This window comes from Modestobacter sp. VKM Ac-2982, assembly GCF_026967935.1.
Lineage (GTDB): Bacteria > Actinomycetota > Actinomycetes > Mycobacteriales > Geodermatophilaceae > Modestobacter.
On sequence record NZ_JAPVBL010000003.1, the window covers coordinates 155915 to 167986 of the forward strand.

At 74.0% G+C, this 12072-nt stretch carries 7 protein-coding genes and 1 tRNA gene; 6 read left to right on the forward strand and 2 right to left on the reverse strand.

The genetic code is table 11. The annotated features are described in order from the left end of the window. Positions 1 to 45: 45 nt before the first annotated feature. Positions 46 to 1236 carry a YkvI family membrane protein gene (locus O2W20_RS11465; protein ID WP_269172494.1) on the forward strand — a complete coding sequence of 397 codons (1191 nt, stop codon included), beginning with the start codon at positions 46 to 48 and terminating at the stop codon, positions 1234 to 1236. A 7-nt stretch (positions 1237 to 1243) separates the two neighbouring features. Here O2W20_RS11465 and O2W20_RS11470 read toward each other — a convergent pair whose 3' ends face one another. Further along, entirely contained in the window at positions 1244 to 3895 is a 2652-nt protein-coding gene (locus tag O2W20_RS11470; protein WP_269172493.1) for a phosphatase domain-containing protein, read from the reverse strand. A gap of 246 nt (positions 3896 to 4141) precedes the next feature. Between O2W20_RS11470 and O2W20_RS11475 the strand changes: the two genes are divergently transcribed. Both O2W20_RS11475 and O2W20_RS11480 read left to right on the forward strand, forming a co-directional pair. Further along, positions 4142 to 5533, forward strand: coding sequence for a hemolysin family protein (locus O2W20_RS11475; protein ID WP_269172492.1), 1392 nt, complete (start codon positions 4142 to 4144; stop codon positions 5531 to 5533). Beyond that, positions 5530 to 6585, forward strand: a complete 1056-nt coding sequence (locus tag O2W20_RS11480; protein WP_269172491.1) for a hemolysin family protein — start codon at positions 5530 to 5532, stop codon at positions 6583 to 6585. Before O2W20_RS11475 ends, O2W20_RS11480 begins: the two co-directional genes overlap by 4 nt. A 15-nt stretch (positions 6586 to 6600) precedes the next feature. Here the strand turns inward: O2W20_RS11480 and O2W20_RS11485 are convergent, their stop codons facing one another. Continuing rightward, positions 6601 to 8427, reverse strand: a complete 1827-nt coding sequence (locus O2W20_RS11485; protein ID WP_269172490.1) for a helicase-related protein — start codon at positions 8425 to 8427, stop codon at positions 6601 to 6603. A gap of 369 nt (positions 8428 to 8796) precedes the next feature. On the opposite strand from O2W20_RS11485, the gene O2W20_RS11490 reads away from it, so the two are divergent. The 3 genes from O2W20_RS11490 to O2W20_RS11500 all read left to right on the forward strand — a co-directional run bounded on the left by O2W20_RS11490 (position 8797) and on the right by O2W20_RS11500 (position 12009). Continuing rightward, positions 8797 to 10464, forward strand: coding sequence for an Ig-like domain-containing protein (locus O2W20_RS11490; RefSeq protein ID WP_269172489.1), 1668 nt, complete (start codon positions 8797 to 8799; stop codon positions 10462 to 10464). A 90-nt stretch (positions 10465 to 10554) separates the two neighbouring features. Then, positions 10555 to 10645 (forward strand) — tRNA-Ser (locus O2W20_RS11495). Positions 10646 to 10830: 185 nt separating this feature from the next. Next, complete coding sequence (locus tag O2W20_RS11500; protein ID WP_269172488.1) at positions 10831 to 12009, forward strand: ROK family transcriptional regulator; 1179 nt, start codon at positions 10831 to 10833, stop codon at positions 12007 to 12009. Positions 12010 to 12072 lie beyond the last annotated feature (63 nt).

Below are 12072 nucleotides of genomic sequence, written 5' to 3' on the forward strand. Positions count from 1 at the left end.
AACGAGACAGGTCCCGAACTGCGTCGAGTCGAGCAGGTGAGCCGCATGGCCGGTACGCCCCACCAGACGTCATCCGGGCCTGGGCTGATGGGCGGGCGGTACGGCCGCTACGTGCTGCCGGCCGTGGTCTTCCAGTCCGTGCTGATCGGCGGCGGCTACGCCACCGGCCGGGAGGTCGTGCAGTACGGCGCCCGCTTCGGCGTGCTCGGGCTGTGGAGCATCGCCGCCGTCCTGCTGGGCTTCGCGCTGATGTCCGGGCTGGCCTACGAGTTCGCCCGGACCTTCCACGTCTACAACTACCGCTCGTTCATGAAGGCGCTGATCGGGCCGTTCTGGCTGGCCTTCGACGTGCTCTTCCTCATCATGGTCGTCATCGTGATCGCGGTGATGGCCGCGGCCGCCGGCACGATCGGCGAGCAGACCATCGGGCTGCCCGGGTGGGTCGGCGTGGTCCTGGTCATCGGCGCCGTGGCGCTGTTCAACTTCTACGGCGGTGCCTTCATCGAGAAGGCCAAGTCGGTCGGCACGGTCGTGCTCTACGTCGCCTACCTCGCGTTCGCCGTCACCGTGCTGACCCAGCGCTGGGGCGACACCACCGACACCCTGATGAGCGGGACCTCCGCCTACAGCGAGGGAGCGACGGCGCTGGCCGCCGTCGGGGTCGGGCTGCTGTACGTCGGCTACAACCTGACCGTCATGCCCGCCGTGCTGTTCACGCTGCACCGCCAGCGGCGCCGCCGGGACGCGGTCCTCGGCGGCCTGGTCACCGGGGTGCTGTCGATCATCCCGTTCGTGCTCACCTACCTGTGCCTGCTGGCCTTCTACCCGGACGACGACGTGCTCGGCGCCGAGGTGCCCTGGCTGGTCATGCTGCAGTCGGTCGGCGGGCCGGCCCTGGTCGCGGTGTTCGCCGCGGTGGTCATCTTCACCCTGATCGAGACGGCGACCGGCTCGACCCACGCCATCGTGGACCGGGTCGACGACACCCTCGCCGAACTGGGCCGGCGCCGGCTCACCCGGCTGCAGTCGGCGCTGTTCACCGGAGGGGTCGTGCTCGCCGGGGCGCTGCTGTCCCAGGTCGGCATCATCGCCCTGGTCGCCCAGGGGTACACCCTGATGGCCTACGGCTTCATCGCCGTCTTCGCGGTGCCGCTGCTGACCATCGGCGTCTGGCGCATCGTGCGGGCGCACCGGTCGGGCTCGCCTCCGCGCCAGGAGACCCCAGCGCAGACCTGAGGACGCCTCACATGCTGCGGCGGGCCTTGAGGAGCGGCGGGCGGCCGTCGGGGTCGATGACGTAGCGGTAGAGGGGCGCGGCCAGCAGCCGCTCCCGCAGCGGCGGACGCTCGACGTGGTGGGCCCGCAGCCGGCCGGGGGGGCGGGGTCCGTGACGCCCGCCGGCGTGCCAGGCGTCCAGGGCGGCGGCGCACTCCCGGAACACCGCCACCGCTCGCTCCGGGTCCAGCAGCTCACCGTCGGCGTCGGCCCGGCCCAGGTGTTCGCGCATCAGCTCCAGCCGCAGCTCCCGGGCGAAGCGGCGGGCCCTGTCCCCGTGCCCGCCCGGGTCGGTCGGTTCCCGCGGGTCCCGCTCGCTGTCGAGCACGGCCGCGGTCAGCTCCGAGTCGTGCGTCCAGGACCGGCGGTTGAAGTTGTCGCTGCCGACCGTGGCCCACACGTCGTCGACCACGCAGACCTTGGCGTGCACGTAGACCGGGTTGCCGCGCGCGTTCTCCACGTCGAAGACCTGCACCCGGTCCCCACCGGCGGCCCGCACCATGTCCAGGGCCCGGTCCTGCCCGACGGCCGCCGGCAGGATGCTGACCGGGCTGCTCTTGTCCGGGTGCCGGGGCACGACGACCACCAGGTGCAGCCGGGGCCGGGCACGCAGCGCCTCGGCGAACACCCGGGCGACGTCGGTGGACCACATGTACTGGTCCTCCACGTAGACCAGGCGCTCGGCCCGGGCCAGCGCCTTGGCGTACCCCCGGGCCACGCTCCGCTCGCCGTCCGGGGCGAACGGGTACCCGGGCCAGCGGTTGGGGTAGGTGCGCAGCAACTGGACCGCGCACGACCCCTCACCCGGTGGTGCCGGCAGCGCCTCGGGCAGGGACGACGGCGTCCGGTCCTGCCCGCGGAGCAGGTCGGGCAGCACGTGCCACGGCATCCGGGACAGCGCCGCGGGGTCCTCCCACCGCTCCCGGAACACCGTCTCGACCTCGCGGACGACCGGCCCGCGCAGCTCCACCTGCACGTCGTGCCACGCCGGAGTGTCGCCGTAGGCGTCGGAGAACGGCCGGGGCTGCGGGTCGCCCCCGTGGGCGGCGTCGTCCCGGCGGCTGTGCGCCACGTCGATCCCGCCGACGAACGCGACGTCGTCGGCCGGGCGGTCGCGGTGCCGGACGACGACGAACTTCTGGTGGTGGCTGCCCATCGGCCGGACCCGCTGGTCCAGCAACACCTCCCCGCCGGTCTCGTTGACGTCCCGGGACAGGCCCCGGTTCTCCTCCGCGGAGTAGCTCAGCGCCTCCACGTGCGACCGCCAGATCAGCCCCTTGACCAGGGCGCCGCGGCGGACGGCGTCGGACAGCGCCGTCCCCACCGTCAGCCCGTCCTCGGTGAGCAGCTCGTCGGTGTCGCCCCGCCAGCCGGCGAGGAACACCACGTCGCCGCGCCCGGCGCCGGCGAGCGCCTCGGCCAGGGCGGGGAAGTAGGCGCGGCCGTGCACGATCGGCCGCGCCAGGTTGCCCTCGGTCCACGGCCGCAGCCGGGTGGCGGCGTTGCCGCGCTCGGCGGCGGTGAGGAACCACGCCTCCGGGCCGGCCGGGGTCGCAGGGGGCAGGTCGAGCGTGGTGTCCAGGCGGGCGGCCAGCTCGGCGCCGTCCGGAGCCCGGACGACCGGGACCTCGCCGACGGCACCGCTCGGCTCACCACCGTCGTGCCCACCGCCGACCGGCAGGACCTGTCGCAGCGCGATCGCCTCCACCCGGTCCGGGTGCTGCCGGGCGAAGTCCTGGTAGATCTCCGGGTCGTGCTCGCCGTCGTCCCCCACGAGCACCCAGCGGATCCCGGGCAGATCGGTGGACAGCCGCTCCAGCGAGCTCCGCTTGTGGGCCCGGCCGTCCCGGAACCAGGCGCGTGGCGTGATGCCCCAGTCGGTCATCAGCAGGGCGCCGGCCGGGAACCGGTTCCGGTCCAGGAAGCGGGCCACCGGTCCGGCCAGGTTCCACGGGCCGTTGCTGAGGTAGACCACGGGGGCGTGCGGGTGCTCCTGGACCAGCCGGGTGAGCAACAGGGCCATGCCCGGCACCACGGTGCGCCCGCTGCTGGACCGGGCGAAGGTGCGCCAGGCGGCCCGGAGCGGGTGCCGCAGCCCGGTCACCCAGATGGTGTCGTCGACGTCGCAGACCACGCCGCGGCGGACGTCCGGCGCGGCGACGTGCACGGTCGCCCGGGCGGGCTCGCGCCCGGGCACGCGCAGCTCGACCTGCGCCGGCCCGGGCGGGAGGGCCACGTCCAGGGTGACGTCGACGAGCCCGGCTGCATCGGACCGGGCGGTTCGCCGCACGTCGCCCAGCGCGATCTCCACCTCACCGCCGGGCTCCTCGAGGGTGAGGAACCGCCGCCAGCCGGGGATGTCCCGCCGGGCCCCCGGGTCGGTGCCGACCGGCGCCAGCAGCACCCGGCCCAGCACCCGGGCGCGGCCGCTGGCGCCGTAGCCGGGGAAGGTCAGCGCCGCAGGGTGCCAGCCCCGGCGCCGGGCCACCCGGGCCAGCTGGTCCCGCAGGCCGTTCTCCAGCCGATAGGCGATCCCGATCAGCCGGCTGGGGGCGTCGGCGGGGGGATCGGCCGGGTCTGCTGCCGGACTGCTCCGCCGACGGTGGGTCTGTGCGGTCATCCTGGCGGCTCCGTGGGTGGTGGCGTCCGGGGGTGGTGGCGCGGCCCGCGGCACCGTGCAACGCAGCACCGCGCGGGCCGGGGGCGAGTCCTCAGTCATATCGTGGAACCACCCGGTCCGCTCGGGCGTTGCGCCCGGCAGCGGTGCAGCCGGGTGCGGACGCCGGATCGACGACGACGAACAGGGGACCACGGTGAGCACGCGCTGCCCAGGGCCGCGCCATGACCGGACACGGCGGGGACGCCGGTGACCGAGTGGTTGCTGCTCCTGACGGCCGTCCTCCTCGTCGCCGCCAACGCGGTCTTCGTCGCGGCCGAGTTCTCCCTGATCGCCGCCGACCGGGTCACCCTGGAACGTGAGGCGGCGGCGGGCGACCGTCGGGCGGCCGGTGTGGTCACGGCGATGCGCTCGCTGTCCACCCAGCTCTCCGGCGCGCAGCTGGGCATCACCGTGACCAGTCTGGTCGTCGGGTTCATCGCCGAGCCGTCGCTGGCCACGCTGCTGCGTGGGCCGCTGGGGCTGACCGGGCTGGGCGACGGGGCGGTGACCGCGATCTCCGTCGGGGTGGCGCTCGCCGTCGCCACCGGGGTGCAGATGGTCTTCGGCGAACTCGTCCCCAAGAACTGGGCGATCGCCGAGCCGACCCGGGTGGGGAAGTTCGTGGCCGGGCCACAGCGGGCCTTCACCACCGCGACCCGGCCGCTGATCACCTTCCTCAACGGGTCGGCGAACCGGTTGCTGCGCCTGATGGGCATCACCCCGACCGAGGAGCTCGCCTCGGCGCGGGCCCCGCAGGAGCTGGCGTCGCTGGTCAACCGGTCGGGGCAGGCGGGGACGCTGGACGTGGGCACGGCCGATCTCGTCGCCCGGTCCATCCAGTTCGGCGACCGGACGGCGGCCGACGTGATGACCCCCCGACCGCGGGTCCGGTTCCTCCGCGCGGACCAGCCGGTCGCCGACCTGCTGGAGCTCGCCGCGTCGAGCGGGCACGCGCGTTTCCCGGTCGAGGGGGAGAGCGTCGACGACGTCGTCGGGGTCGTGCACTTCAAGCACGCGATGGCGGTGCCGGCCGCACAGCGGGCGACCCGCACGGTGGGCGAGGTGATGGTGCCGGTGCGCGCGGTGCCGGAGACCGTCGAGCTCGACCCGCTGCTGGAGACGCTCCGCGAGCCGGGGTTGCAGGTGGCCGTGGTGGTCGACGAGTACGGCGGCACCGCCGGCATCGTCACCCTGGAGGACCTCATCGAGGAGATCGTCGGCGAGATCGACGACGAACAGGACGCCCCCGTCCACCGGCAGCGCCAGGCACCGGACGGGTCCTGGGTGCTCTCCGGCCTGCTGCGGCCCGACGAGGCCGGCGAGGCCGTCGGTCTGGAACTGCCCGAGGGGGAGGGGACGGACACGCTCGGCGGCCTGCTGACCGAGCGGCTGGGCCGGCTGCCGCGGGTCGGCGACCGCGTCGTCCTGCCGGCCCGCGACGTCGCCCACCCGGACCCCGACGGCGTCCCCGTGCCGACCGAGGTGGCGGTGACGGTGACCCGGCTGGACGGCCACCGGGTCGACCGGGTGCGGATGCGGCGCACCGGGGGCGCGACCGCGGCCTCGGCACGACGGACCGAGACGGAGACCGCCCGATGAGCGACACCGTGGCCATCCTGCTCGCGGTGCTGCTGCTGGCCGGCAACGCCTTCTTCGTGGGGGCCGAGTTCGCCCTGGTCTCCGCCCGGCGGACCCAGATCGAGCCGCGCGCGGCCGAGGGCGTGCGCGGCGCCCGGACGACGTTGAAGGCCATCGAGAACGTCTCGCTGATGATGGCCGGCGCCCAGCTCGGCATCACGGTCTGCTCACTGGGCCTGGGTGCGGTGGGTGAGCCGGCCGTGGCGCACCTGCTCGAGGGGCCCTTCGCCGCGGCGGGCCTGCCGGAGGCCCTGGTGCACCCGATCGCGTTCGCCATCGCGCTCGCCGTCGTGGTCTTCCTGCACATGGTGCTGGGGGAGATGGTGCCCAAGAACATCTCCCTCGCCGGCCCGGAGCGGGCAGCGCTGCTCCTCGGGCCGCCGCTGTACTGGGTCGTCCGGGGTCTGCACCCGCTGATCTGGCTGCTCAACCAGGTGGCCAACCTGGTGCTGCGGGCACTGCGGGTCACGCCGCAGGACGAGGTCAGCTCGACGTTCACCCGCGACCAGGTGACCGGTCTGATCGGGGAGTCGCACCGCGAGGGCCTGATCGACGAGCGGGAGCACCAGCTGCTCACCGGTGCGCTGCAGTTCGACGAGCAGCGCACCGCCGACGTGGCGATCCCGACAGCGGACCTGGTCACCGTGCCGTCCGGGATCACCGTCGGGGAGCTGGAGGAGGTGTGCGCGGCCACCGGCTACTCCCGATTCCCGGTGGTGGACGGCGACGGCGACCTCGAGGGCTACGTCCACCTCAAGGACTTCCTCGCCGTCCCGCTGGCGGAGCGGGACTCCCCGGTCGACCCGGCGCTGATCCGGCCCCTGGCCGGGGCCACGACCGAGCAGGGGCTCCGCGACGTGCTGGCCACCATGCAGCGGGAGGGCGCCCACCTGGCCGTCGTCCGCGACAAGGGCGGTCGGACCGTGGGTGTGGTCGCGCTCGAGGACGTGCTCGAGGAGCTGGTCGGCGAGGTGCGTGACGCCGCGCAGACGGTGGCGGCCAGCCGCCGGTGACGGCGGCCGGACCGCTCAGCTCCGGCGCGACCCCCGGGAGGAGCGGTTGCGCCGGCCGGCGCCCCCGCCGGTGTTCGCGCTCGGCGCCGGGCGATCGCCCGACCTGGCGCCGGCCCGGCCGCGACCGCCGCCGGCGGGACGGGAGCGCTCGGCGGCGCCGCGCCCGGCCCGCGGGCCGCTGCACGGGCGGCAGGTGGTGAACCACGGGGCGATCGAGGTGCCGCACTCGGTGCACGTGCCCGAGCGGCCGATGGCGATCGCGTCGGGCAGCAGCTCGGTGATCGTCTCGGCGCACGCCTCCTCGAGCTCGGCGGCGTCGTCGCTGTCCAGCCCGGCCACGCCGGGGAACTGGCGGAGCAGGGTCTGGGCGTCCCGCGCGGCGGCAGCGGCCTGCTCGTACTCCTCGACCGAGCCCTTGACGGGGTACTCGGGGAGCACGGTCTCGACCGGCACGGGGAGGCCGATCGCGTGCTGCAGGGCGGCCCGGGCCAGCACCAGCCAGCGGGTGCGCCGCGGCGGGTTGTAGTCGATGGCGAGGTTGATCAGCCGCCACACCGTCTGCAGGTCGCCGGCCTCGCCGAGCGGCCCGCGCAGCATCGGCAGCAGGGCGTGCACCCGCAGCACCAGGCCGGTGACGTCGTCGGCGGTCATGCCCTCGTCCTGGGTCGCGACCCGCGCCCAGGCCATCCAGCGGGTCAGCGCCTCGGGCAGGTCGACCGCCTCGAACGCACCGAGGTCCTCCAGCTCCGGGCGGAGGCGGGGCCGGCGCTTGGGCAGGTCGCTCATCTCGTCGCCACGGGCGACCGCGGCACCGGCACCGACCAGCGCGCCGACCGGCTTGAGCCCGGCGACGCCGATCAGGATGCCGGTCTGGCCGTGCCCGGTGAGCCCGTACCGGCCGGCGCGCCCGGCGATCTGGGCGACCTCCCAGGTGCGCAGCGGGCGCAGCTCCTGGCCGTCGAACTTGGTGGTCTCGGCGAACAGCACCGTGGTGGCCGGCACGTTGATGCCGTGGCCGATGACGTCGGTGGTCACCAGCACGTCGAACTCGCCGCGGGTGAACCGGTCGATGACCTGGCGGCGGGTGGCCGGCGGCAGCGCGCCGTAGAGCACGCCGACCTTGCCGGGCCGGTGCTGGTCCAGCTCGGCGGCGACGGCGTAGACGGCCTTGCGGGAGAAGGCCACGACCAGGGTCTGCGGGCGGACGGCGTCGGTGCGCACCGGTGCCTTGAGGACGTCGAGGCGCGAGAGCCGCTTGTGGTTGACGACCTGCACCTGCTGGGCGTCGGTGACCAGCGGCTTGAGCACCAGGTAGGCCTCGGCGGCGGAGATGAGGTGCATCTCGCGGTACTCGCCGGTCAGCAGCAGCCGCGCCCAGTGGTGGCCGCGGTCGGGGTCGGTGACCCAGTGCGACTCGTCAAGGACGAGCAGCTCGCCGCGGTCGGGGGCCTTCTCCACGGTGCAGCAGACGATCGCCGCGTTCGGGTCGATCTCCTCCTCGCCGGTGGACAGGCCCACGGTGCCGGCTGGGAGCTGGGCGGAGAGCTTGGCGTAGGCCTCGTGGGCCAGCTGGCGCAGCGGGGCGGCGTAGACGCCCGAGCCGGTGGCGGCCAGCGCCTGCAGCGACTCGTAGGTCTTGCCGGAGTTGGTCGGGCCGAGGTGGAAGACCACCTTCTCCGGGCGGGTGGCCCGGGAGGGGAGTTCGGGAGCAGCGCCGTCCACCCAGATCTGCTGGGCACGCTTCTCGTCGCGCGCGGCGATCCGGTCGGCGTCACGGGCGGCGTTCTCGCGGGAGGCGCTGCGCTCACGGCGACGGGTGGGGGACTGCGGGGGGACGGTCACAGACAGGGAGTGTCCTTCGCTGAGGGATCAGGCGGTGGGAGGTCGACGCGCGCGTGCGCGGACCATCAGTGGGTGGAACACCGCCAGCGGTCCCATCATGCCCCATCGGGCGTTCCACGACGATCCATCGATTGATCGTGCGGTTCTGCCAAGGCCGCGCCGATGAGTGCACGGGCTTCTCGCCAGGTGGTTGTAAGTAGCTGCCCAACAAGTCGTCCGTCCACAACAGGTCACGGTTTGATAACGGCACGTACCACCGGCTCGGCGGCGCACGGTCGGCACCCAGGTCGGTGCCAGGTTCCGTGCAGCACCCGGACCTCCGGGTAGACGCGCCCGGCGTTCCGGGCACCCTTCCCCTGGGAGATCGACGTGCGTCTCACGTCCCCGTCCCGTCGTGCAGCCGGCCTGCTGGCCGTCACGGCGATCGGCCTGTCCACCGCAGTCCTCAGCGTCACCGGCATCGCCTCGGCCGCGACGACGACCCAGACCTTCTCCACCGACCCGGCGGCGAACGTCGACCACGCCGGCGCCAGCCAGATCACCATGGCGGGCTCCTGCACCGTCGACTGGGTGCTCGATGGCGCGGCCGGTGGCAGCAGCGACACCAGTGGGACCCCCGGCGCGGGCGTCTCCGGCAGCCGCGTCGCCACCTCGACGACGGCGGCGGACGGCGATGTCTTCCAGCTCTACGCCGGCAACCAGGGCGGGGACGCCGACGGGACCGTCCCGCAGGTGGGCACCGGTGGCACGAACGCCTCCGGCGTCGCGAACACCGCAGGGCTGGACGGCGTCGAGACCCTCGACCCGAACAATTCGGCGGTCGTCCTGACCTATGGCGGCGGCGGTGGCTCGGCGTCCGTGGTCACCGGTGCCAACGGCTTCGTGGTGAGCGCGAAGGGTGGCGACGGTGCCGACTCTCCGAGCACTGGCGGAGGGACCGACTCCGCGGCCGCCACCGCATCGCCGGTGACCGGCGCGGGCGTCATCAGCGGCTCGTACACCTGCACCACTGTCGACCCGGTCGTGACCGCACCGAGCGCACCGGTGATCTCCAGCTACGTGGAGACCGGTGACACCACCGCCAAGCTGCGCTTCACCCCGGGCGCCCAGGGCACTGCCGTGCCGTCGAGCTGGCAGTACCAGCTGGACGGCGGTTCGTGGACGACCTTCACCCCGGGCTTCACCAACAACGACGACCTGACCGCGACGCTCACCGGCCTCACCAACCTCCAGACGTACTCGGTCGCCCTGCGTGCGGTCAGCGCTGACGGCAACGGCGCCGCCAGCGCCCCCGTGAAGGTCACGCCGTACCGCATGGTGGCTGCTCCGGCCGGCGTCACCGCATCGGTCGGCCTCACTGCGCTCCGGATCTCCTGGACCCCGCCGGCCGACGCCAGCGGCATCGTCGGGTACGAGGCCTTCGCCATCCCGGCCGGTGCCCAGAGCAGTGCCGACGTCGTGCTGTGCACCACCGCGTCCGCGACCGCGACGTCCTGCACGGTGGCCGTCAAGGCCGGCGTGAGCTACGAGTTCGGGGTCCGCGGCATCGACGCCGGCGGCAACCTCGGTGCGGGCGTCTTCGGTGAGAAGGCGACCGTCGTCGTCCCGGCCTCGGCCATCCCGGCTGCCCTGCCCAAGGCCGACGGTGTGCTGGTCAGCGACGACGCCGACGCCAAGATCGTCGCCGGCGAGAAGATCACCCTCTCCGGCACGGGCTACCTGCCCGGCTCCACCGTCGAGCTGATCATCTACTCCGACCCGGTCAAGCTCGGTGAGGTCACCGTCCTCGCCGACGGGACCTTCACTGCCACGGTGACCGTGCCGAAGGACCTGACCGACGGCGTCCACCACCTGGTCGCCTCGGGTGTCGACGCGAACGGCAACGTCCGCAACCTGGTCGTCGAGGTGACCGTCTCCGGAGGCACCGCCGTCCTGGCCTTCACCGGCTTCTCGCCGCTGCCGTTCATCGGTGCCGGTGTGCTGGCCCTCGGGGCCGGTGGCGGCCTGCTCGTCGCCTCGCGTCGCCGCGCGCAGTAATCCCGCTCGCTGCACCACTCCGGCCCCGTCCCGCTTCTGCGGGGCGGGGCCGGACCCGTTCCAGGCCGGGGCGCTAGCCTCGGACCGCCGGGAGGGCTCGCCTAGTGGCCGATGGCGGCGGTCTTGAAAACCGCTAAGAGTTCACAGCTCTTCGTGGGTTCGAATCCCACGCCCTCCGCCATGTGATGTCTCAGGACATCCCGGACGCCTGGACCCACGGATCGTGGGTCCAGGAGTCTCTCATGTGCGGCTCGGTCCGCCCCTGCGCACGGGGGTGGCTCAACCCAGGTCACCGGGGCGTTGCGTTCTGCTCACGGGCGCGCCACCCCCTTGACAGTTGTTTGTAAGGACGGTTGCCTAACAAATGTGACCGCCGTCGCAGACCCCCCGCAGCCCAGGCGAGCGCTGCGCTCCACCGCCAAGGTGCTGCCCGAGCACGCCCGGGCGAGCAACCGCTCGATGGTGCTCCAGCTGCTCTTCCACGCCGGGCCGCGGTCGAGGGCCGAGCTGGCCCGCGCGACCGGGCTGACCCGGGTGACGATCTCCGACCTCGTCGCCTCCCTGCTCGCCCAGGGCCTGGTGACCGAGCTGGGCCAGCAGGCCGACGGCAAGGTCGGCAAGCCCGGCACGCTGGTCGGCCTGGACGCCGAGGCCTTCCAGATCGTCGCCGTCGACCTGGCCGACGACGAGCGGGTGCACGGTGCGGTGCTCGACCTCTCCGGCGCCGTCCGGGAGCGCCGGACGGCGCCGGTCGGCGGCTGCACCGGCGCCGCGGCCGTCGAGGTGCTGCTGGGGCTCTGCCGGGAGCTCGTGGCGGCGACCACCCGCCCGGTGCTCGGGGTGGGCGTGGGCTCCCCGGGCGTCATCGACCTCTCCGGCCGGGTGCTGCAGGCCCCGAACCGCGGCTGGTACGACCTGCCGCTGGCCGAGCAGCTGAGCGCGGCGCTGGAGCTGCCGGTGCACGTGGCCAACGACGCGGACACCGCCGCGCTGGGGGAGTTCACCTGGGGTGGCGCCTCCGGCAACGGCCTGCTCGTGCTCACCGTCGGCGGTGGCGTGGGCGCCGGCATCGTGCTGGACGGCGCCCTCGTCCAGGGCAACGAGCACGCCGCCGGTGAGCTCGGGCACGTCACCGCCCTCGACGAGCGCGACGAGCACGACCGGGCCCCGCTCGGCCGCCCCGAGCTCTGCGCCTGCGGGCGCCGCGGCTGCCTGGAGACGGTGCTGTCCGTGCCGGCGATGCGCCGGCGGATCGCCGGGCTCGACGCAGCCGGCCGGAACGACGCGCTGGCCTCGGTCGGCCGCCGGCTGGGCATCGTGCTGGCCCCGGTGGTCAGCGCCCTGAACCTCTCCGAGGTCGTGCTCTGCGGCCCGGAGGAACTGCTGGGTGGACCCCTGCGCGACGCAGCGCTGGCCACCCTGCGCGAACGCACCATCCCGGTCGTCAGCAGCCACGTCCAGCTGCGGATGACCTCGCTCGGCGAGCACGGTGCCCTGTCCGGGGCCGCCGTGCTCGTGCTGTCCGGTCAGCTCGGGGTCACGTGACCTCGCGAACGCGGTCACGCGACCTGGGTGGTGGTGCACCCAGGCGACGACCCCGAGCCGACC

What these genes read in the sequence shown, in the direction of transcription:
- O2W20_RS11465 (WP_269172494.1), top strand. Translation starts at nt 46, where the DNA reads ATGGCCGGTACGCCCCACCAGACGTCATCCGGGCCTGGGCTGATGGGC.
- O2W20_RS11470 (WP_269172493.1), bottom strand. Translation starts at nt 3,895, where the DNA reads ATGACCGCACAGACCCACCGTCGGCGGAGCAGTCCGGCAGCAGACCCG.
- O2W20_RS11480 (WP_269172491.1), top strand. Translation starts at nt 5,530, where the DNA reads ATGAGCGACACCGTGGCCATCCTGCTCGCGGTGCTGCTGCTGGCCGGC.